20 protein-coding genes are annotated in these 22,056 nt (G+C 37.6%); 19 read left to right on the top strand and 1 reads right to left on the bottom strand.

The window, feature by feature from the left end:
* Positions 1–12: 12 nt before the first annotated feature.
* The 9 genes from fmt (at position 13) to spoVM (ending at position 8,823) form a co-directional block, all read left to right on the top strand.
* Entirely contained in the window at positions 13–957 is a 945-nt protein-coding gene (gene fmt / locus BM211_RS01415) for a methionyl-tRNA formyltransferase (RefSeq protein ID WP_035429042.1), read from the top strand.
* Positions 954–2,288, top strand: coding sequence for a 16S rRNA (cytosine(967)-C(5))-methyltransferase RsmB (gene rsmB / locus BM211_RS01420; RefSeq protein WP_090994679.1), 1,335 nt, complete (start codon positions 954–956; stop codon positions 2,286–2,288). The genes fmt and rsmB overlap by 4 nt, the downstream gene beginning before the upstream one ends.
* Before the next feature lie 4 nt (positions 2,289–2,292).
* Positions 2,293–3,381, top strand: a complete 1,089-nt coding sequence (gene rlmN, locus BM211_RS01425) for a dual-specificity RNA methyltransferase RlmN (protein WP_035429038.1) — start codon at positions 2,293–2,295, stop codon at positions 3,379–3,381.
* 4 nt (positions 3,382–3,385) lie between these two features.
* Positions 3,386–4,138 carry a Stp1/IreP family PP2C-type Ser/Thr phosphatase gene (locus BM211_RS01430; RefSeq protein WP_090994998.1) on the top strand — a complete coding sequence of 251 codons (753 nt, stop codon included), beginning with the start codon at positions 3,386–3,388 and terminating at the stop codon, positions 4,136–4,138.
* A gap of 8 nt (positions 4,139–4,146) precedes the next feature.
* The gene (gene pknB / locus BM211_RS01435) at positions 4,147–6,114 is read left to right on the top strand and encodes a Stk1 family PASTA domain-containing Ser/Thr kinase (protein WP_035429036.1); all 1,968 of its coding nucleotides are present in this window, start codon (positions 4,147–4,149) and stop codon (positions 6,112–6,114) included.
* A 118-nt stretch (positions 6,115–6,232) separates the two neighbouring features.
* Positions 6,233–7,114 (top strand): ribosome small subunit-dependent GTPase A, encoded by an 882-nt coding sequence (gene rsgA / locus BM211_RS01440; RefSeq protein WP_035429033.1) that lies wholly within the window; start codon positions 6,233–6,235, stop codon positions 7,112–7,114.
* 2 nt (positions 7,115–7,116) lie between these two features.
* Positions 7,117–7,761 (top strand): ribulose-phosphate 3-epimerase, encoded by a 645-nt coding sequence (gene rpe / locus BM211_RS01445; protein ID WP_035429032.1) that lies wholly within the window; start codon positions 7,117–7,119, stop codon positions 7,759–7,761.
* 275 nt (positions 7,762–8,036) lie between these two features.
* Positions 8,037–8,678 carry a thiamine diphosphokinase gene (locus BM211_RS01450; RefSeq protein WP_035429030.1) on the top strand — a complete coding sequence of 214 codons (642 nt, stop codon included), beginning with the start codon at positions 8,037–8,039 and terminating at the stop codon, positions 8,676–8,678.
* A 64-nt stretch (positions 8,679–8,742) separates the two neighbouring features.
* Complete coding sequence (gene spoVM / locus BM211_RS01455; RefSeq protein ID WP_020059192.1) at positions 8,743–8,823, top strand: stage V sporulation protein SpoVM; 81 nt, start codon at positions 8,743–8,745, stop codon at positions 8,821–8,823.
* Positions 8,824–8,895: 72 nt separating this feature from the next.
* Here the strand turns inward: spoVM and rpmB are convergent, their stop codons facing one another.
* The gene (gene rpmB, locus BM211_RS01460) at positions 8,896–9,084 is read right to left on the bottom strand and encodes a 50S ribosomal protein L28 (RefSeq protein ID WP_000124776.1); all 189 of its coding nucleotides are present in this window, start codon (positions 9,082–9,084) and stop codon (positions 8,896–8,898) included.
* Between the two features lie 376 nt (positions 9,085–9,460).
* Here rpmB and BM211_RS01465 point away from each other — a divergent pair, with 376 nt between their 5' ends.
* From BM211_RS01465 to smc, 10 genes are all read left to right on the top strand, one after another.
* Positions 9,461–9,823, top strand: coding sequence for an Asp23/Gls24 family envelope stress response protein (locus tag BM211_RS01465; protein ID WP_000021111.1), 363 nt, complete (start codon positions 9,461–9,463; stop codon positions 9,821–9,823).
* 21 nt (positions 9,824–9,844) lie between these two features.
* Entirely contained in the window at positions 9,845–11,518 is a 1,674-nt protein-coding gene (locus BM211_RS01470) for a DAK2 domain-containing protein (protein WP_035429028.1), read from the top strand.
* A gap of 330 nt (positions 11,519–11,848) precedes the next feature.
* Complete coding sequence (gene recG / locus BM211_RS01475; protein WP_035429025.1) at positions 11,849–13,897, top strand: ATP-dependent DNA helicase RecG; 2,049 nt, start codon at positions 11,849–11,851, stop codon at positions 13,895–13,897.
* A gap of 87 nt (positions 13,898–13,984) precedes the next feature.
* Positions 13,985–14,575, top strand: a complete 591-nt coding sequence (fapR, locus tag BM211_RS01480) for a transcription factor FapR (RefSeq protein WP_035429920.1) — start codon at positions 13,985–13,987, stop codon at positions 14,573–14,575.
* Positions 14,572–15,564 (top strand): phosphate acyltransferase PlsX, encoded by a 993-nt coding sequence (gene plsX, locus BM211_RS01485; protein WP_035429023.1) that lies wholly within the window; start codon positions 14,572–14,574, stop codon positions 15,562–15,564. The genes fapR and plsX overlap by 4 nt, the downstream gene beginning before the upstream one ends.
* 15 nt (positions 15,565–15,579) lie before the next feature.
* Complete coding sequence (fabD, locus tag BM211_RS01490) at positions 15,580–16,524, top strand: ACP S-malonyltransferase (protein ID WP_090994681.1); 945 nt, start codon at positions 15,580–15,582, stop codon at positions 16,522–16,524.
* Positions 16,524–17,267, top strand: coding sequence for a 3-oxoacyl-[acyl-carrier-protein] reductase (gene fabG, locus BM211_RS01495; protein WP_035429018.1), 744 nt, complete (start codon positions 16,524–16,526; stop codon positions 17,265–17,267). Before fabD ends, fabG begins: the two co-directional genes overlap by 1 nt.
* A gap of 132 nt (positions 17,268–17,399) precedes the next feature.
* Positions 17,400–17,633, top strand: coding sequence for an acyl carrier protein (locus BM211_RS01500; RefSeq protein WP_035429016.1), 234 nt, complete (start codon positions 17,400–17,402; stop codon positions 17,631–17,633).
* Positions 17,634–17,693: 60 nt separating this feature from the next.
* Positions 17,694–18,431 (top strand): ribonuclease III, encoded by a 738-nt coding sequence (gene rnc / locus BM211_RS01505; RefSeq protein WP_035429014.1) that lies wholly within the window; start codon positions 17,694–17,696, stop codon positions 18,429–18,431.
* Positions 18,432–18,486: 55 nt separating this feature from the next.
* A complete protein-coding gene (gene smc, locus BM211_RS01510; protein ID WP_035429917.1) occupies positions 18,487–22,056 on the top strand; it encodes a chromosome segregation protein SMC in 3,570 nt (1,189 codons plus the stop codon).

Consider the following 22,056-nt stretch of genomic DNA (forward strand, 5'->3'; position numbering starts at 1 on the left):
AGAGTTTTTCAAATGGTGAAAGTTGTATTTATGGGAACACCGGACTTTTCAGTGCCGGTGCTTCGTCGTCTTATTGAAGATGGATATGATGTGATTGGTGTTGTGACGCAGCCAGATCGTCCAGTAGGTAGAAAAAAAGTATTAACCCCAACGCCTGTGAAAGTTGAAGCAGAAAAACATGGTATTCCGGTATTGCAACCGTTAAAGATTCGTGAAAAAGATGAATATGAAAAGGTATTGGCATTAGAGCCAGATTTGATTGTGACAGCTGCATTCGGACAAATCGTTCCAAATGAAATTTTAGAAGCGCCGAAATATGGATGTATTAATGTACATGCTTCGTTACTTCCAGAACTTCGCGGCGGTGCACCTATTCATTATTCGATTATGCAAGGAAAAGAGAAAACAGGCATTACGATCATGTATATGGTTGAAAAATTAGATGCGGGTGATATTTTAACGCAAGTAGAAGTCGAAATTACCGAACGCGAAACAACCGGCTCATTATTTGATAAATTAAGCGTAGCTGGAGCTCAGTTATTATCTAAAACGGTGCCGCTTTTAATACAAGGAAAGTTAGAACCAATTAAACAAAATGAGGAAGAAGCAACATTTGCTTATAATATTAAACGTGAGCAGGAAAAGATTGATTGGTCGAAAACTGGAGAAGAGATTTACAATCATATTCGTGGCTTAAATCCTTGGCCAGTTGCTTATACGACATTAGCAGGACAGGTTGTAAAAGTATGGTGGGGAGAAAAAGTTCCTGTCACAGAAAAAGCTGAAGCTGGAACAGTTGTTGCAATTGAAGAAGATGGTTTCGTTGTGGCTACAGGAAATGCAACGGCAATTAAGATTACTGAGTTGCAACCATCTGGTAAAAAACGTATGGACTGTTCGCAATTTTTACGTGGAACAAAGCCTGAAATAGGTACGAAGTTAGGAGAAGACGCATGAAACAAAACGTTCGTGAATTAGCTCTTGACGGTTTAACGCAAGTTGAAAAAAGCGGCGCATATAGCAATTTGCTTTTAAACAACCTTATTGAAAAAAATAGTATTGATAAAAAAGACGTTGGATTGTTAACTGAAATTGTATACGGAACAATTCAACGACGCGATACACTTGATTATTATTTACAGCCGTTTTTACGAAAAAAGATTGAACTGTGGGTAAAAGTATTGCTTCGTCTCTCTTTATATCAAATGTTGTATTTAGATCGTGTTCCAGAACGGGCAGCCATTCATGAAGCGGTTGAAATTGCGAAGCGTCGTGGCCATAAAGGAATCGCCGGACTTGTGAATGGAGTACTTCGTTCGATTCAGCGTGAAGGTATTCCATCACTAGATGAGATTAAAAGTCCGGAAAAGCGTCTTGCTATTGCAACAAGTCATCCAGAATGGCTTGTTAAAGAATGGATAGAAGCATACGGAATTGAAACGGCAAAGCAAATGTGCGAAGTAAACTTACTCCCGCCAGTTCCGACAGCTCGCGTTAACGTAGCGAAAGCGTCTAGAGAAGATGCGCTCAAAATGTTAGAAACAGAAGGAATTCAAGCAAAACATGGCGATTTATCGGAAGATGCGATCCAAATTGAAAAAGGGAATGTAGCTCATACAGGAGCATTTCAAGAAGGGATGTTATCTATTCAAGATGAAAGTTCTATGCTTGTAGCTCGTGTGCTTGATCCAGAGGCAGGAGATATAGTTCTAGATAGCTGCGCTGCTCCTGGTGGGAAAACGACGCATATTGCAGAACGATTGGGAGGAACGGGGAAAGTTATTTCTCTTGACTTACACCCACATAAAGTGCGTTTAATTCAGCAGCAAGCAAAGCGTCTTGAATTAGAAAATGTAGAAGCGAAAGCTCTTGATGCACGGAAAGTGCAAGAACATTTTGAACAAGAAAGCTTTGATAAAGTATTAGTAGATGCACCGTGTTCTGGATTTGGAGTAATCCGCCGTAAACCAGATATTAAAATAGGGAAACAGAAAGAAGATAGTGAAAGACTTGCTAATATTCAACTATCTATTTTAGAAAAGGTAGCTCCTTTGTTGAAAAAGGGAGGACGCCTTGTTTATAGTACGTGTACAATTGAGAAAGTAGAAAATGAACAAGTAATAGAGCAGTTTTTACAATCACATCCTGAATTTGAATGGGATGCAACAATGAAAGACCGATTACCAAAAGCTGTGCATCCTTATGTAGTTAATGGTGAAGTGCAAATTTTGCCACATTACTTTGCAACGGATGGATTTTATATTGCTTGTTTAAGAAAGAAGGTGTAGCATCATGGAAACTACTGTAAAAAAACAAAAGAAAGAATTAGAAGAGAAAAAGCCATCTATTTATTCCTTGCAGCTTCATGATATGGAACAATGGTTAAAGGAACAAGGAGAACCTAAATTCCGTGCCAGTCAAATTTTTGATTGGCTATACAAAAAAAGAGTAACAACTTTTGAGGATATGTTAAACCTTTCTAAAGGATTGCGTGAAAAATTGTCGAATTCCTTTGATATTACGACTTTAAAAACATTAGTAAAACAAACATCTTCAGATGGAACGATTAAATTTTTATTCCAACTGCATGATGGTTATTCGATTGAAACAGTATTAATGCGCCATGAATATGGAAATTCAATTTGTGTGACAACACAAGTTGGGTGCCGAATTGGCTGCACATTTTGTGCGTCAACACTAGGCGGCTTAAAACGTAATTTAGAAGCTGGTGAGATTGTTGCGCAAGTAGTTGAAGTACAACGTGAGTTAGACGCTTCAGATGAGCGTGTTAGCTCCCTTGTTGTAATGGGAATCGGAGAACCGTTTGATAATTATGACAGTTTAATGGCGTTTTTACGCATCGTGAATCATGAAAAAGGTCTTCACATTGGGGCTCGTCATATGACGGTATCAACAAGTGGAATTATCCCGAAAATTTATAAGTTTGCTGAAGAAAATATACAAATTAATTTTGCGGTTTCTTTACATGCTCCAAATACAGAGCTGCGTTCAAAATTAATGCCAATTAACCGAGCGTACAAGCTGCCAGATTTAATGGAAGCTATTAAATATTATACTGAAAAAACAGGGCGCCGTGTTACGTTTGAATATGGCTTATTTGGAGGAGAAAATGACCAAGTCGAACATGCTGAAGAGTTAGCTCAGCTGTTAAAAGGTGTAAAATGTCATGTTAACTTAATTCCGGTTAACTATGTACCAGAACGCGATTATGTGAGAACACCACGTGAACAAATTTTCTTGTTTGAAAAAACATTAAAAGATCGTGGAGTTAACGTAACAATTCGTCGCGAGCAAGGTCATGATATTGATGCAGCCTGCGGTCAATTGCGTGCAAAGGAGCGCAAAGAAGAGACGAGGTGAGATGATGAAAACCGTGTTTCTATCAGATAAGGGAAAAGTTCGTCAACATAATGAAGATAGTGCAGGAGTATTTCATAATTTAGATGGAGATATTTTAGCGGTTGTAGCAGATGGAATGGGAGGTCATCGAGCAGGTGATGTTGCTAGCTCGATGGCAATCCAACTGTTCCATGACTACTGGAAACAAACGTACAATATGGATAAGCCTAAAAAAGCAGAACAATGGTTACATAATCATGCACAAATTATTAATGAACGAGTATATAAATATTCTGGAGAACATCCAGAATGCAGTGGAATGGGAACAACAATCGTTGCTGCTATATGTACGGATACTTTTGTAACGATTGGTCATATTGGAGATAGTCGCTGTTATATGCTATCAGATGATTATATGTCACTTGTTACAGAAGACCATTCCCTTGTAAATGAACTCGTTCGGCATGGGGAAATTTCCAAAGAAGATGCTGAATATCATCCAAGAAAAAATGTTTTACTTAGGGCGCTTGGAACGGAAGAAACCGTTATATTAGATGTGAAAACCTTAGTATTAGAAGAGGGAGATCAGTTGTTACTCTGCTCGGATGGGTTATCTAATAAAGTTGCAATGAGTAATATGAAAGAAATTTTACAGTCTAATGAACCTCTGCAAACAAAAAGTGTGCAGCTTGTGCGGCTTGCAAATGATTTTGGAGGAGAAGACAATATTACTCTTGTCATTATTGATTATGCGGACTCGGCGAACGAAAGTAGGTGAATGACAACGTGATGATTGGAAGACGCCTAAATGACCGTTACAAGCTACTTAAAATGATCGGCGGAGGAGGAATGGCCAATGTATATTTGGCGCATGATGACATACTCGATCGTGATGTAGCTGTAAAAATGTTGCGACTTGACTATTCCAATAATGAGGAATTTATTAAGCGTTTCCATCGAGAAGCACAGTCGGTTACAACGCTATCGCATCCAAATATTGTGAATATGTATGATGTTGGAGAAGAAGATGGAATCTATTATCTTGTTATGGAGTATGTACCAGGTCAAACGTTAAAACAATATATACAACAGCGAGGTCTTCTTCCTGTAGAAGAAGCGATTAATATTATGGAGCAATTAACTGCTGCGATGGCTCATGCGCATCATTTTGAAATTGTCCACCGTGATATTAAGCCTCACAATATTTTAATTCGAAATGATGGTGTTGTAAAGGTTACAGATTTTGGGATTGCAACCGCAACAAGTGCAACTACCATAACACATACAAATTCTGTTCTTGGTTCTGTTCATTATTTATCTCCTGAACAGGCAAGAGGTGGTGTTGCAAATAAGCAATCAGACATTTATTCTCTTGGAATTGTAATGTTTGAATTATTAACTGGAAGGCCGCCGTTTTCCGGAGAATCTGCTGTTTCTATTGCACTGAAACATTTGCAAAATGAAACACCATCTCCAAAAAGGTGGAACCCTGATATTCCACAAAGTGTAGAAAATATTATTTTAAAGGCAACAGCGAAAGATCCGTTTCATCGTTATCAGTCTGTAAATGCAATGAAACGTGATATTGAAACTGCATTATATCCAGAGCGAATAAATGAACAACCTTTCTATATACCAGAAGATATGGAAGCCACAAAAGCGATTCCTATCATTCAGCAGGAACAGTTAATAAGTGCAAATACTGAAGAAACAATTGTTTTAGCTGGAAAGTCGAAAGAAGAAAAACAGCAGGATAAACCAGAAGAAGAACAAAAAAAGAAAAAGAAAAAAAGCAATCGTTGGCTTAAAATTTTATTAACGACGTTCCTATTTTTAGTTGTTTGTGGAATATTAGCAGTGACGGTGATACCAGGTTTCTTTATTCCAAAAGAAGTCAAAGTGCCAGATGTATCTGGAATGACATATGAAACAGCAGTGAATACACTTAAAGGATTCGACTTGACGTCACCTCAAGTTATATATACAGATGAAGTGGAAGAAGGTAAGGTTATTAAAACAAGTCCAGCGGCAGGACGAGTTGTACGAGAAAATACAAAAATTACAATTTTTAAATCTGGTGGAAAGCAAAAGAAAAAAATGCCTAATTTGATAGGGCAAGATTATGAAAAGATTAAAGATGGATTGACTTCATATAAAGGGGTTGTTCCTGATTATATTGAAAGTGAAAAGCCGCGCGGTGAAATTGTGTTACAAAGTCCAGAAGCAGGACAAGATATTATAGAAGAAGAGCAAGAGGTAAAGGTGTGGATTAGTAAAGGGCCAAAACAAATTAGCCTCGCCGATTTTTCCGGTTGGACAGAAAGTAGCGTGAATAGCTATTTAAATGAGAAAAAACTTGTGCCGGAAATAAAGAGAGAGTATTCCGATAAAGTGGATAAGGGGCTAGTTATTTCCCAATCACCAAAGCCAGATACGAATTTAAAAGAAGGGGCAAAAGTAACAATTACTGTCTCTGAGGGACAAAAAGAAAAACCAACAAAAATTGTAAAAGTTGATAATATTCCAATTCAGTATCAAGGGCCAGCAACTGGAGAGAAAACACCACAAAAAATTGAAATATATAAAGAAGATATGCAAAATACTATGGATAAACCGCTTGAAACGAGAACAATAACAGAGTCAACGACAGTCTCTCTTGAGTTTATTATTCAAGAAGGAAAAAAAGGGCGTTACAAAATTGTTCGTGATGGAACGACCTTAATTGAAAAAGAAGTTTTGTATCCAACGCAATAAAGTGAAACTCCTATTAAAAATAATTATAAATGGTGAGTTGAGCGAATCTCGTTCTAAAGTGTATTATGAATAGCTATTTTTATGTCTTTTAGAACAAGGTAAAAAAAGGAGAGAATGTATGCCAGAAGGGAAAATTATAAAAGCTTTAAGTGGGTTCTACTATGTGCAGCATGAAGAAGAGATCACACAGTGCCGAGGACGTGGTGTATTTCGTAAACATAAGATTACACCGCTTGTTGGTGATCAAGTTGTATTTCAAGCCGATAACCCGAGTGAAGGATATGTTCTAGAGATATTAGAACGAAAAAATGAGCTTGTGCGTCCACCGATTGCGAATATCGATCAAGCACTTCTTGTGTTTTCAGCTGTAGAGCCAGAATTCAATCCATTACTATTAGATCGGTTTTTAGTTTTAATTGAGTTTCATAACATTAAGCCGATTATTTGTATTAGTAAGATGGATTTAGTAGATGTGAAAACGCGTGAAAAGATTGAAGCATATGCAAAGGATTACATTGCAATTGGATATGATGTTGTATTCACTTCAACGACAACATCAGAAAGTATAGATGTATTAAAGCCGTTTTTAGAAGGGTGTGTTTCCGTTGTAGCAGGACAATCTGGTGTAGGGAAATCGTCGCTTTTAAATGTATTACGTCCAGATTTAGCGCTAAAAACGAGTGGGATTTCAGCTCATTTAGGGCGAGGTAAGCATACGACAAGACATGTAGAATTAATTGAAGTAGGGAGTGGACTTGTGGCGGATACACCTGGATTTAGTTCACTCGATTTCATCGATATAGAAGTAGAAGATCTCACATATTGTTTTCCAGAGTTGAAAGAACGGAGTCAATACTGTAAATTTAGAGGTTGTACACACCTTTCTGAACCGAAATGTGCGGTGAAAGAAGCGGTAGAAGAAGGGAATATTACAAACTATCGTTATGAGCACTATGTGCAGTTTATTGAAGAAATTAGAGAGAGAAAGCCGAGGTATTAATTATGATTAAAATTGCACCATCGATTTTATCAGCAGATTTTTCAAGATTGGGAGAAGAAATTAAAGATGTAGAAAAAGGCGGAGCAGATTACATACATGTCGATGTAATGGACGGACATTTTGTTCCGAACATTACAATTGGACCGTTAATTGTGGAAGCTATTCGTCCAATTACTTCTTTACCATTAGATGTTCATCTTATGATTGAAAATCCGGATCAGTACATTGAGGCTTTTGCGAAAGCAGGAGCGGATATTATTACGGTACATGTAGAAGCTTGCGCGCACTTACATCGTACGATTCAATTAATTAAATCACATGGCATTAAAGCAGGTGTTGTTTTAAATCCACATACACCAGTTTCCATGATTGAACACGTATTAGAAGAAATCGATATGGTTCTACTTATGACTGTAAATCCAGGGTTTGGCGGACAAAAATTCATTCACTCTGTATTGCCGAAAGTGAAACAAGTCGCTGATATGGTTCGTGAACGTAATTTACAAGTAGAGATTGAAATTGATGGCGGCGTGAATGCAGAAACAGCAAAACTATGTGTAGAAGCAGGAGCGAATGTTCTTGTTGCTGGATCTGCAGTATATAATGAAAAAGATCGCGGAGCAGCTATTGCTGCAATTCGCGGATAAGAATGTAGAAGTAGATATATATACAAGTTAAAAAACGACAAAAAACCTTTCTTTTTAGGGGAGCGAGAGCATCTGGCTGTGTATAGAAGCGGTCAGGGCCTGCTCCTGCCACATGCGAGGTTTAAAACAAAGGGTGCAAGTAGCGTCATGTTTTATTTTACATAGCAGTGGTTTATATGTCGGGAAATTTAATTGGATATATAGGAGTTTTGTTTAAAAGAGAAGGTAATCTAGCTATTAGCAGATTGCCTTTTTTCTATAGGAGGAGAGAGAACGTGATTATTCATATTTTAGCTGGAGGTCCAGTAGAGTGCTGGGCAGATTTTTCTAAATATGAGAATGAAAAGGTCGTATGGGCAGCTGTTGATCGCGGAGTATACCATTTGTTGCAGTTTGGAATTATGCCAGAAGTGGCGTTTGGTGATTATGATTCTGTTACAAAAGAGGAACTAGAATGGATGCGAGAGCAGAAACATGATTTGCATATTGTACCGAAAGAAAAGGATGAAACGGATTTAGAGATTGCAATTAACTGGGCTTTAAAGCAACAACCAGAACAAATTCGTATTTTTGGTGCAACAGGTGGAAGGCTGGATCATAGTTTAGCGAACATTCAAATGTTAATAAAAGGTTTGAAATCCAATACTAATATAAGCATTGTAGATTATAAAAATGAAATCTCAGTTAGAGAATTTGGCACATATATAATTGAAGAGAATTCATCATTTCCTTACATATCTTTTGTTCCAATGACAGAAATAGTAATGGGAATTACACTTCGTGGCTTTAAATATCCTCTTACTGATAAAACGATAAACTGGGGATCGACACTTTGTATTAGTAATGAACTCGTTGCGGAAAAAGGTACTTTTTCATTTACTTCCGGCATATTAATGGTGATAAGAAGCACTGATTGATGAAATACTTCTGTTGCGGCGTCTATAGTAAACAAGTGGAGTAATGGGGATTAGGAGGGAAACCATGAGATTTTATACAATTAAGTTACCGAAATTTCTTGGTGGAATTGTTCGCGCGGTATTGAATACCTTTAAAAAAGGATAAAAAAGCACCTATTACCGGTGCTTTTTTCATGAGCATAATAAAAAAAGAGCCAACAGGCTCTCTTTTTTATTATTAAACACGTTCGATTTTGCCAGATTTTAATGCTCTAGCAGAAACGTAAACACGTTGAACTTTACCGTCGATGCGTACGCGAACTTTTTGAAGGTTAGCGCCCCATTTACGTTTTGTAGCGTTCATTGCGTGAGAACGAGAGTTACCAGAACGAGCTTTTCTTCCAGTAATAGCACAAACACGAGCCATCTATATTTCCCTCCCTTAACTACCGTAACTTACGTAATTTTCAATGTTAGTCTTTTATGCGATGCTAAAAACACTACTATAATTTAACACAACTAAAAAGAGAATGCAACAGTGTATAAAAAAGAAATCAAGAAAAATTACTTGACACTATATGTAAGAAATCAAAAGCTGAAATCAAGAAAAATCACTTGACATATTGTAGTGGTATATGTTGTATAATAAAAATGGACTATTTTGCTCACCATAAAAAATTGCTGTTTTATTATATAAATGTGAGAGCAAAACGAAAGAACGATGGAATTTTCTTTAAAAAGATTATATGATAGTAAATAAAGTAGTCTAGCTCACTTTCACCATTTCAGAAGGGGGAAACGAGATGTCAATTGAAATTAAGACAAAATACGGTCAAATTGATATTAGTACAGATGTAATTGCAACAATTGCTGGAGGCGCTGCAGTAGACTGTTACGGCATCGTCGGTATGGCTTCTAAAAACCAATTAAAAGATGGGTTGACAGAAATTTTACGAAAAGAAAACTTCACTAGAGGCGTTATTGTTCGTAAAGACGAAGATGAAGTACATATTGATATGTATATTATCGTGAGCTATGGTACAAAAATTTCAGAAGTAGCACATAACGTCCAAACGAAAGTGAAATATACACTGGATCAAACGGTAGGACTAGCAGTAGATTCTGTAAACATCTACGTACAAGGAGTTAAAGTAATAAACTTGTAATTGCATTAAGGAGGAAGAACTGTGTCAATTCAAAAAATTGATGGAAAACGTTTGTCACAAATGATCATACAAGGAGCGAATAATTTAACAAACAATGTTCAACTTGTTGATGCTTTAAACGTTTTTCCGGTTCCAGATGGCGATACCGGTACAAATATGAACTTATCGATGACTTCAGGTGCGCGCGAGGTGAAGGGAAATCCTTCGCAACACGCTGGTAAAGTCGGAGTAAGTTTAGCTAAGGGATTATTAATGGGAGCGCGTGGTAACTCAGGTGTTATTTTATCTCAGTTATTCCGTGGTTTTTCAAAATCCATTGAACAAAAAGAAGAATTAACAACAATTGATTTTGCTGATGCGTTAGAAGCGGGTGTAGAAACGGCATATAAAGCAGTTATGAAGCCGATTGAAGGAACGATTTTAACTGTTGCAAGGGAAACGAGTAAACATGCAGTCACTGTTGCGAAAAAGCAGCGCGATTTTGTTTTGTTTATGGAAGAAGTTGTGAAAGAAGCGAATGCATCATTAAATCGTACACCTGATTTATTACCTGTATTAAAACAAGTTGGTGTTGTAGATAGCGGTGGAAAAGGTCTTGTTGTCGTTTATGAAGGATTTCTAGCGGACTTAAAAGGTGAGACAATCGCCTTTAATGAGCCAACACAACCATCTATGAACGAAATGGTACGTGCAGAACATCACCGTAGTGTACAAAGCCAATTGAGTACAGAGGATATTAAATACGGCTACTGCACAGAATTTATGGTTAAGTTAGACGAAGAGAAGATGCAAGAACATAATTTCTCTGAGCAAAAATTCCGTGAAGAGATTAGTGTGTATGGTGATTCATTGCTTGTTGTATCTGATGAAGAAGTCGTAAAAGTTCATATTCATGCAGAGCATCCTGGAGATGCGATGAATTACGGACAACGTTATGGAAGCTTAATCAAAATTAAAGTAGAGAATATGCGTGAACAACATACTGCTTTATTAGATGAGCCTGCGGCGATGCATGTAGAAGTAAAACCTGCAGAAAAACAGTCTTATGGAATTGTAACAGTAGCAATGGGTTCTGGTATTAAAGAATTGTTTGAAAGCATCGGAGCGACGGTAGTTATTGAAGGCGGTCAAACGATGAATCCAAGTACAGAAGATATTGTAAAAGCGATTGAAGAAGCGAATGCAGAAAAAGTTATTATATTACCGAACAATGGTAATATTGTAATGGCTGCAGAGCAAGCAGCTTCTGTAGTGGATCAAGAAGTAATTGTTGTTCGTTCAAAAACAGTTCCGCAAGGTATGGCAGCGATGCTTGCATTCAATCCAGCAGGAACTCTTGAAGAAAATGAAGCGCAAATGAACGAAGCACTTGCTCATGTGAAAACAGGCCAAATCACGTATGCGGTTCGTGATACGGAAATTGATGGTGTGACAATTAATAAAGATGACTTCATGTGTATTGCAGATGGAAAAATTGTATCAACAGATGCAGAGAAAATTTCAGCTGCAAAAAAACTGTTAGAAAATATGCTTGATGAAGATGCAGAAATTTTAACAATTTTACAGGGTGAAGATGCATCAGAAGAAGAAGTAGACACATTAGTAACGTTTGTAGAAGAAAAATTTGAAGATGTAGAAGTGGAAGTTCATAATGGAAATCAACCTCTATATTCTTTCATTTTTTCTGTTGAATAAAGTGAAAACTTTATTTCTGTTTAAAATGTAATTACTCTATTATGAGATGAACAAATATATATAAGAAGAGGGCCTTGCTAGCAGATGTGGTGAGGCTCTCTTTCTTTTTGGGGAAATATGCCGAGAAACTAAATGAATATATAAGATTTAGGAAAAGGGAAATGACTACTATGCTTTCTTGATGCTATGGTAGAATAAGAGAGGTAGCGATTGCGTATTCAACGTGAATACGGAAATACGTAATCCGTTGTTGAGATATAACCTACAAGTAAAGAAGATGTATGTTATATATGAAAGGTTAGGAATAAGATTTGACGGGGCGTGAAGATCTTGAATGAAGTGGTGCAAATTCCAATTACGGATGTGAAAGGGATTGGAGAAGAAACAGCTGTATTACTAAATGAGATGGGGATTTTTACGGTTTCTGATTTACTAGAGCATTTTCCGTATCGTTATGAAGACTATGCGATGAAAGATTTGGCTGAAGTTAAACATGAAGAACGAGTAACTGTAGAAGGTAAAGTACATAGTGCACCTCTACTGCAATATTATGGAAAAAAGAAATCTCGTCTAACTGTGCGTGTTCTCGTGGGGCGTTATTTAATTACAGCTGTATGCTTTAATAGACCCTACTATAAGCAGAAATTAAATATTGATGAAACGGTAACGATATCTGGAAAATGGGATCAACATCGTCAAATGATTTCGGTATCTGAACTTCACTTTGGGCCGGTTGTTCGTCAACAAGAAGTAGAACCGGTGTATTCAGTTAAAGGGAAATTGACGGTAAAACAAATGCGGCGGTTTATTGCGGGGGCGTTTAAAGAGTATGGTTCTTTTGTGAAAGAAGTGTTACCAGAAGGGTTGTTGTCGCGTTATAAGTTATTATCCCGTTATGAAGCACTATATGCCTTGCATTTTCCTAGTGGACAAGAGGATATGAAACAGGCGCGTCGTCGCTTCGTATATGAAGAGTTTTTCTTGTTCCAATTGAAGATGCAAGCACTTCGCAAAATGGAGCGGGAAAGTTCGAAGGGAACGAAAAAAGATCTATCTCTTGAACAATTAGAGGAGTTTATAGGCGCTCTTCCTTTTCCGTTAACAAATGCGCAGCGTCGTGTTGTTACAGAAATTATGAAAGATTTGCAGTCCCCGTATCGAATGAATCGTTTACTGCAAGGTGATGTAGGTTCTGGAAAAACGGTAGTGGCTGCAATTGCTTTGTATGCTGCGAAATTAGCTGGATATCAAGGAGCATTAATGGTACCGACAGAAATTTTAGCAGAGCAGCACTATCAATCTTTAGAATCTATATTTTCTCATTTTAATATGAACATTGAATTATTAACAAGCTCTGTAAAGGGAGCGCGTCGCCGCGAGATACTAGCAAGACTAGAACAAGGGGAAATTGATATTCTTGTTGGGACGCATGCTTTAATTCAAAATGAAGTCATATTTCACAGGCTTGGACTTGTAATTACGGATGAACAACATCGCTTCGGTGTAGCACAGCGTCGTGTGTTAAGGGAAAAAGGTGAAAATCCAGATGTCTTATTTATGACAGCAACACCAATTCCTCGTACATTAGCAATTACTGCGTTCGGTGAGATGGACGTATCCATTATTGATGAGATGCCGGCGGGTCGTAAAGTCATTGAAACATACTGGGCGAAACATGATATGTTTGAACGTGTTCTCGGATTTGTAGAGAAAGAAGTAAAAAAAGGACGACAAGCATATGTCATTTGTCCATTAATTGAAGAATCGGAGAAACTGGATGTGCAAAATGCAATTGATTTGCATAGTATGTTGACTCATCACTATCAAGGAAAATTTCAAGTTGGGCTAATGCATGGCCGTCTTTCTTCTCAGGAGAAAGATGAAGTAATGCATCAATTTAGTGAAAATAAAGTGCAAATTCTCATTTCGACAACGGTTGTAGAAGTTGGTGTGAACGTACCGAATGCAACAACGATGGTTATTTATGATGCAGAACGTTTTGGGTTATCGCAACTTCACCAGCTTCGTGGTCGTGTGGGACGTGGAAGTGAACAATCTTATTGTATTTTAATTGCTGATCCGAAATCGGAAACGGGAAAAGAACGCATGCGTATTATGACAGAGACAAATGATGGATTTGTCCTATCGGAAAAAGATTTAGAACTGCGTGGTCCTGGGGATTTCTTTGGGAGTAAGCAAAGTGGTTTACCTGAATTTAAATTAGCTGACATGGTACATGATTATCGAGCGTTAGAAACAGCGAGGCAGGATGCTGCGCTACTTGTTGATTCGACTGCTTTTTGGCAAAGTGAACAGTATGAAATGCTGCGAAGATATTTAGAGAAATCAGGTGTTTTTCAAGGAGAAAAGCTGGATTAAAGCGCAATGCGTAAAAAAATGTTGCATTCTGTATTTAATGCTTATATACTACTGTTAGTACCTAGTCATAAAAATGGATGGTGCGGAATGAAAAAGAGAAAGAAAAAAGAAAGACAAGAGTTGTTACAACAAACAATAGAAGAAAATCCGTTTATTACGGATGAAGAATTAGCTGAACAATTTCAAGTAAGTATTCAAACAATTCGTCTCGATCGAATGGAACTTTCGATTCCAGAATTACGAGAACGAATAAAACATGTGGCAACGAAACAACATGAAGAAGATGTAAAATCTTTACCGCTTGATGAAGTGGTAGGGGAAATTATTGATATAGAATTAGATAGACATGCAATTTCTATTTTTGAAGTGAAAGAAGAACATGTCTTTAAACGTAATCAAATTGCTCGTGGACATCATTTATTTGCACAAGCAAACTCATTAGCTGTTGCGGTTATTGATGAAGAATTAGCACTAACTGCAAAGTCTACCATTCGATATATTCGTCCTGTAAAATTAGGGGAGCGTGTTGTTGCGAAAGCGCGTGTTGAAGATGTAGAGAATGATAAAGGACGGACGGTTGTCAAAGTGCAAAGCTTTGTTGGGGAAGAACTTGTTTTTGCTGGCACTTTTGAAATGTATCGATCTAGTAACTACAGTGAGGAAGGTAACAACTTATGAGAATCGCAATAGATGCAATGGGCGGCGATCATGCGCCGAAATCTGTCGTACTTGGAGCAATGAAAGCAATTAAGCAATATTCAGATTTACATATTACTTTAGTTGGAAAAGAAGATGAAATTCGTAAATATTTAACGAGCGAAGAGCGTATCACAGTATTGCACACAGACGAAGTAATTGAAGGAACAGATGAGCCGGTACGAGCAGTGCGTCGAAAAAAACAAGCTTCTATGGTACTTGCTGCGCAGCAAGTTAAAGAAGGTACAGCTGATGCTTGTATTTCAGCCGGGAATACAGGGGCTCTTATGGCAGCTGGATTGTTTGTAATAGGACGTATAGAAGGGATAGAGCGCCCTGCTCTTTCTCCGACGATGCCAACAGTAGATGGAAAAGGCTTTGTTATGCTAGATGTCGGTGCAAATGTCGATGCGAAAGCAATTCATTTGTACCAATATGCTGTAATGGGATCTGTATATGCAGAGAAGGTAAGAGGAATTTCTAATCCGCGAGTAGGTCTTTTGAATGTTGGAACTGAGGAAGGAAAAGGAAACGAGCTTTCTAAACAAGTCTTCGCAATGCTAAAAGACGCACCGGTTAACTTTGTTGGAAATATAGAATCACGAGACCTATTACAAGGTGTAGCTGACGTGGTTGTTTGTGACGGATTTACTGGAAATGTTGCGCTTAAAACACTAGAGGGAACTGCAATATCTTTATTCTCAATGTTGAAAGAGCAGTTAATGAGTTCATTTACAAGCAAACTAGCGGCAGCGGTATTAAAACCGAAATTAATGGTATTAAAAGATAAAATGGATTATTCGGAGTATGGAGGAGCAGCTTTATTTGGATTGAAAGCTCCTGTCATCAAAGCACATGGTTCTTCAAATGATCAATCGATTTTTAGTGCGATCCGTCAAACTCGAGAAATGGTAGCAAAGGAAGTTATTCCTACTATTAAGAGTGTAATGGAGGAAGAACCGCTTCAATAATGAGGAGGGTTTGAAATGGGAAAACTGGCATTTCTTTTTCCGGGACAAGGTTCACAAGCAGTTGGAATGGGAAGACAATTAGCAGAAAGTTATGAAGAGGCTACAAAAGTATTTCGTCAGGCTGATGAAATTTTAAAGGATTCTCTTTCATCACTTATTTTTGAGGGACCTCAAGAAGCGTTGACGTTAACAACCAATGCACAACCGGCATTGTTAACGACTTGTGTTGCAATTTTAAAAGTATTGGAGCAGTACGATATTGCACCTGATTATGTTGCAGGACATAGTTTAGGTGAGTATAGTGCGTTAGTAGCAGCAGGTGCTCTATCATTTGAAGATGGTGTTTATGCTGTTAGAAAACGTGGTGAATACATGGAAGAGGCTGTGCCAAATGGCGAAGGTGCCATGGCGGCTATTTTGGGAGCGGATCCCGATATGTTAAAACAGGTAACTGAGGAAGTGACAGATGAAGGTTATTCTGTTCAAATTGCGAATATGAATAGCACAAAGCAAATCGTAATTTCTGGTACAAAGCAAGGTGTAGAATTGGCTTCGGAAAGAGCGAAAGCAAACGGCGCAAAGCGTGCAGTTCCTTTGCGAGTTAGTGGTCCGTTTCATTCATCACTTATGAAACCAGCGGCTGAGAGGTTTCGAGACGTGCTAAATGAAATTAAGATTGAAGATACAAAAATTCCGGTAGTTGCAAATGTAACAGCAGATTGTATTACACGTAAAGAAGATATTCAAGAAAAATTAATTGAGCAACTCTATGCCCCTGTATTATGGTACCCATCCATTGAACGTATGGTAGAGCTTGGTGTAGATACATTTATTGAAATTGGGCCTGGAAAAGTTTTAGCTGGTCTTATGAAATCAATCGCTCCTTCTGCGAAAGTATATGCGATATACGATGAAGAGACGATGAAAGATACCATTTCGAAACTGAGAGGAGAAGGCTAATGTTATTAAAAGACAAAGTTGCGTTAGTAACGGGAGCATCTCGCGGAATTGGCCGTGCAATTGCATTAGATTTAGCAAAACAAGGTGCAAAAGTAGTTGTAAACTACGCAGGAAACGAATTGAAAGCAAACGAAGTTGTTGATGAGATTAAAAATATAGGTTCAGAAGCAATTGCAATAAAAGCAAATGTTGCAAGTAGTGAAGAAGTTGCTGACATGATAAAACAAACTGTCGATACATTCGGTCAAATTGACATTCTTGTAAATAACGCTGGCATCACGAAAGATAATTTGTTAATGCGTATGAAAGAAGAAGAATGGGATACAGTTATTAATACAAACTTAAAAGGTGTCTTCTTATGCACAAAGGCTGTCTCTCGTTATATGATGCGTCAACGTCATGGACGTATTATTAATATCGCTTCAGTTGTCGGTGTTACTGGAAATCCAGGACAAGCAAATTACGTTGCAGCAAAAGCTGGTGTAATTGGATTAACAAAAACTTCAGCAAAAGAGCTAGCAAGTCGCAATATTACAGTAAATGCGATTGCACCTGGATTTATCGTAACAGATATGACAGATGTATTAGCAGAAGATGTAAAGAACGAAATGCTTAAGTTAATTCCAATTGCAAAATTTGGAGAAGCTGAAGATATTTCAAATGCAGTTGCCTTTTTAGCATCAGATGCAAGTCGTTATATTACTGGACAAACACTTCATGTTGACGGTGGTATGGTGATGTAAGGGAAGAAACTATAGAAATAGGTTGATTTCATCTCGTTTTTCTGTACAATATTAAATATAATGTCTTGAGGAAATCGGATGGATTAATAATAGTAATTGTATGTTTATACTTTTTAAAGGAGGTGAATGAATATGGCAGACGTTTTAGAGCGTGTAACGAAAATCATCGTAGATCGTCTAGGAGTAGACGAAACAGAGGTAACACAAGCTGCGAACTTTAAAGAAGATTTAGGTGCTGATTCCTTAGATGTAGTAGAACTTGTGATGCAATTAGAAGATGAGTTTGAAATGGAAATTTCTGATGAGGAAGCAGAAAAGATTGCTACTGTTGGCGATGCTGTGACTTACATAGAGAGTCATCTATAATGCTTGATGAAGTCCCGTTTATATACGGGGCTTTCTCAGCATATATACCTGGAGGGACCTATGCCGTACAGAAAGTATAGAGATAAGAAAAATGAAACTAAATATCGAGAGGCTTTTAAAAAGTTTCAAGAGAAAATAGGTATTACATTTACAAATGAAAAGTTATTGATTCAAGCATTTACGCATTCATCGTATGTGAATGAGCATCGAAAAAAGCCACATGAAGATAACGAGCGTCTTGAATTTCTTGGCGATGCGGTATTAGAACTGACAGTTTCGCAATACTTGTTTCAAAAATATCCGACAATGAGCGAGGGCGAATTAACAAAACTTCGCGCTGCTATTGTATGTGAACCTTCTCTCGTTCGCTTTGCAAATGAGTTATCATTTGGAAGTTTGGTCCTTTTAGGAAAAGGAGAGGAAATGACAGGAGGGCGTGAACGTCCAGCATTATTAGCGGATGTCTTTGAAGCGTTTATTGGTGCTCTTTACCTTGACCAAGGTTTGGATAAGGTATGGGGATTTTTAAAAACAGTTGTTTATCCAAAAATTAATGAAGGTGCTTTTTCTCATGTGATGGATTTTAAAAGCCAACTACAAGAGTTAATACAGCGTGATGGTAGCGGGAATATAGAATATCAAATTCTGCAAGAAAAAGGACCGGCTCATAATCGGGAATTTGTATCGCGTGTTACATTAAATGGTGAATCATTAGGTCTTGGAAGTGGGAAGTCTAAGAAAGAGGCAGAACAGCATGCTGCCCAAGAAGCGTTGGAAAAATTAAAAGAGCACTTATAGCGAATCCCCCTTATACTTAGGGGGATTCCTTGTGCATAAAGGGGGAAGGCCTTTCGTGTTTTTAAAACGATTAGAAATATTAGGATTTAAATCTTTTGCAGAACGTGTGTCGATTGACTTTGTGCCAGGTGTAACGTCTGTGGTAGGACCAAACGGAAGTGGAAAGAGTAATATTACAGATGCTATTCGTTGGGTGCTTGGTGAACAATCTGTAAAATCACTTCGCGGTGCGAAAATGGAAGATATTATTTTTTCAGGCAGCGATACACGTAAAGCGTTAAATATTGCAGAAGTCACATTAACATTAAATAATGAAGATCAGCGTCTACCAATTGAATATAACGAAGTAAGTGTAACGAGACGAGTATATCGTTCTGGAGATAGTGATTTTCTTATTAATAAACAATCTTGTCGTTTAAAAGACATTGTCGATTTATTCATGGACTCAGGTATGGGGCGTGAAGCGTTTTCTATTATCAGTCAAGGTAAAGTGGAAGAAATTTTAAGCAGCAAAGCAGAAGATCGCCGCAGTGTGTTTGAAGAAGCAGCTGGTGTGTTGAAATATAAAATCCGCAAGAAGAAAGCGGAAGGGAAATTAGCCGAAACGCAAGATAATTTAAATCGTGTAGAAGATATTATTCATGAATTAAGTACACAAGTTGAACCTCTTGAAAGACAAGCTTCTATTGCAAAAGATTATCTTGAGAAAAAAGATGAACTAGAAAAAGTTGAAGCGGCATTAATTGTGTATGAGATTGAAGAATTACATGAAAAATGGGAAGCGCTTCGTGAGCAATTTAAACATAACAAAGATGAAGAAGTGAAGGTATCGACGCATCTTCAAAAAAATGAAGCGGATTTAGAAGAGATACGCGGAAATGTACAAGCTATTGATGAATCTATTCAATCTTTACAAGAAGTTCTTCTTCTTTCTAGTAAAGAACTTGAAAAGCTAGAAGGACAACGTGAACTGCTGAAAGAAAGAAAGAACAACGCAACAACACATTGCGCGCAGTTAGAAGCATCCATTCATGAATTAACAGAAAAAGTTTCTATATATGAAGGAAGTGCCCTGCAAGGAACAGAAGAATTGCTGGAATTAACAAATCATGTGAAAGAGTTAGAGCAGAAACTACATGATAGCGAACGATTGTTGTCTACATATGAACAAAATTTAGATGAGAAAATCGAACATTTAAAAGGGGATTATATTGAACTTTTAAATCAGCAGGCAAGCTATCGAAATGAACTGTCTATGTTAGAGGAACAATTTAAACAGCGAGATTTCAAAAATCAGCGTCTTGATGAAGAGAATGAAAAATATGTTCAGATGCGTATAGGTATTGCGCAGAAAAAATCAATTGTCGTTGAAAAATATGAACGTATAAAAGAACAAATTTCAACTTTATTGTCAAGTATACAGCAGACGGAAGCTACGCTTGGTAAATATAAAGATCAATACAGTGAAAATGAAACTAAACTGTATCAAGCATATCAATATGTTCAACAAGCTCGTTCACGTAAAGAAATGCTTGAAGAAATGCAAGAAGATTATTCAGGATTTTATCAAGGTGTCCGTGAAGTGTTAAAGGCGCGTGATAGCCAGTTGCATGGTATTGAAGGGGCGATTGCCGAGCTTCTTACTGTACCGAAAAAATATGAAATAGCGATGGAAATCGCACTTGGGGCAGCAATGCAACATGTGGTTGTGCAAACAGAAGAACATGCACGCCGAGCTATTACATTCTTAAAGCAAAACCGCCATGGCCGAGCGACCTTTTTACCGCAAAGTGTTATAAAGGGCCGGGCGCTTAATAGAGAGCAACTTCGCATGATAAGTCAGTATCCTTCATTTATAGGGATTGCTTCAGAGCTTGTACAGTACGATAATAAATATGAAAATGTAATTGCAAATTTATTAGGTACAGTAATCGTTGCCCAAGATTTAAAAGGGGCAAATGAATTAGCGAAGCTGCTGCAGTATCGTTATCGTATTGTTACATTAGAAGGGGATCTTGTGAATCCAGGCGGTTCAATGACAGGCGGTGCAGTGAAACAAACAAATTCTTCTTTATTAGGACGTCAACGAGAATTGGAAGAGTGGAATGAAAAGTTGACAGATATGGAAGAAAAGACTGAGAAGCTTGAGGACTTTATTAAAGCGTTAAAACAAGAAATACAAGAAAAAGAAGTGAAGGTAAAGGAACTGCGCCAAAATATTGATGAAAAGCGTGTAGACGAACAACAATACAAAGAAGAAATGAATCAGTTAGAGCTGGAAGAACATCGTATTAATGAGCGGTTATCTATTTATGATTTAGAGCTAGAAGGGTTTTTGCAAGATCAAGCGAAGATACAAGGGCGAAAAACTGAGCTAGAAGAAACGCTTACTGAGCTGCAAGGGAAAATTACGGAACTCGATATGACGATTACAGAGTTAACACAACAAAAGAATGAGCAGCATTCTTCGAAGGAAAAAGTTCAGAAAGAGATTACCGAGCTAAAAGTACAAGCGGCTGAAAAGTATCAGCGATTATCAAATCAAAAAGAAACAGTAGAACGCCTTACGAGAGAACGAGATGAAACTAGTAAGAATCTTATAAAGACAAAAGAAGATTTAGCATTCTTAAAACAAGAAATGACATCGAATTCTAGCGGCGAAGAGCAAATTACAAGTCTAATTGAAAAGAAAACACACGATAGAAACCAAACTGTGGAATTAATTAGCTCACGCCGTGAACAACGTCTTGATTTACAAGGGCGGTTAGAACACCTAGAGTTAGAGGTAAAAGAAGCGAAACGTAGGCATAAATACTTACTTGATGTATTAAAAGATCAAGAAGTGAAAATAAATCGTTTAGACGTGGAGTTAGAAAATCGCTTGCAACACTTACGGGAAACGTATACCATTTCGTTTGAATTGGCGAAACAAAAATATACGATGACAATGTCTAGCGAGGAAGCTCGTAAAAAAGTGAAATTAATCAAACTATCCATTGAAGAACTCGGTACAGTAAATATAGGTGCTATTGATGAATTTGAGCGTGTATCTGAGCGCCATACGTTTTTATTAGAGCAACGGGATGATTTGCAAGAGGCGAAAACAACGCTGCATCAAGTAATTGACGAGATGGATGAAGAAATGAAAAAGCGTTTTTCTTATACATTCCAAGCAATTCGTACAGAATTCCAGTTCGTATTTAGTGAATTATTTGGCGGTGGGCGTGCAGACTTGGTTATGACAAACCCGAATGATTTATTAAATACAGGAATTGATATTGTTGCACAACCGCCGGGGAAAAAGTTGCAAAATCTAGGCCTTCTTTCTGGAGGCGAACGAGCATTGACAGCTATTGCATTGCTATTTGGTATTTTAAAAGTTCGTCCTGTACCGTTTTGTGTGCTAGATGAAGTAGAAGCTGCGTTAGATGAGGCGAATGTTGCTCGTTTTGCACAGTATTTGAGAAAGTTTAGCAATGAAACGCAGTTTATTGTGATTACGCACCGAAAGGGTACGATGGAAGAATCTGATGTATTATATGGTGTAACGATGCAAGAGTCTGGTGTGTCTAAACTTGTTTCTGTCCGTTTAGATGACGGAGAAGAGCTTGTTACAAGCAAATAG

The organism is Bacillus sp. 491mf, from assembly GCF_900112415.1.
Taxonomy (GTDB): domain Bacteria; phylum Bacillota; class Bacilli; order Bacillales; family Bacillaceae_G; genus Bacillus_A.

Excerpts from the sequence above, each read along its gene's own strand:
- rsgA (WP_035429033.1), top strand. The coding sequence starts at position 6,233 with ATGCCAGAAGGGAAAATTATAAAAGCTTTAAGTGGGTTCTACTATGTG.
- rlmN (WP_035429038.1), top strand. The coding sequence starts at position 2,293 with ATGGAAACTACTGTAAAAAAACAAAAGAAAGAATTAGAAGAGAAAAAG.
- fmt (WP_035429042.1), top strand. The coding sequence starts at position 13 with ATGGTGAAAGTTGTATTTATGGGAACACCGGACTTTTCAGTGCCGGTG.
- BM211_RS01465 (WP_000021111.1), top strand. The coding sequence starts at position 9,461 with ATGTCAATTGAAATTAAGACAAAATACGGTCAAATTGATATTAGTACA.
- BM211_RS01500 (WP_035429016.1), top strand. The coding sequence starts at position 17,400 with ATGGCAGACGTTTTAGAGCGTGTAACGAAAATCATCGTAGATCGTCTA.
- BM211_RS01430 (WP_090994998.1), top strand. The coding sequence starts at position 3,386 with ATGAAAACCGTGTTTCTATCAGATAAGGGAAAAGTTCGTCAACATAAT.
- rsmB (WP_090994679.1), top strand. The coding sequence starts at position 954 with ATGAAACAAAACGTTCGTGAATTAGCTCTTGACGGTTTAACGCAAGTT.
- fabD (WP_090994681.1), top strand. The coding sequence starts at position 15,580 with ATGGGAAAACTGGCATTTCTTTTTCCGGGACAAGGTTCACAAGCAGTT.
- fabG (WP_035429018.1), top strand. The coding sequence starts at position 16,524 with ATGTTATTAAAAGACAAAGTTGCGTTAGTAACGGGAGCATCTCGCGGA.
- rpe (WP_035429032.1), top strand. The coding sequence starts at position 7,117 with ATGATTAAAATTGCACCATCGATTTTATCAGCAGATTTTTCAAGATTG.
- plsX (WP_035429023.1), top strand. The coding sequence starts at position 14,572 with ATGAGAATCGCAATAGATGCAATGGGCGGCGATCATGCGCCGAAATCT.
- fapR (WP_035429920.1), top strand. The coding sequence starts at position 13,985 with ATGAAAAAGAGAAAGAAAAAAGAAAGACAAGAGTTGTTACAACAAACA.
- rnc (WP_035429014.1), top strand. The coding sequence starts at position 17,694 with ATGCCGTACAGAAAGTATAGAGATAAGAAAAATGAAACTAAATATCGA.
- spoVM (WP_020059192.1), top strand. The coding sequence starts at position 8,743 with ATGAGATTTTATACAATTAAGTTACCGAAATTTCTTGGTGGAATTGTT.
- rpmB (WP_000124776.1), bottom strand. The coding sequence starts at position 9,084 with ATGGCTCGTGTTTGTGCTATTACTGGAAGAAAAGCTCGTTCTGGTAAC.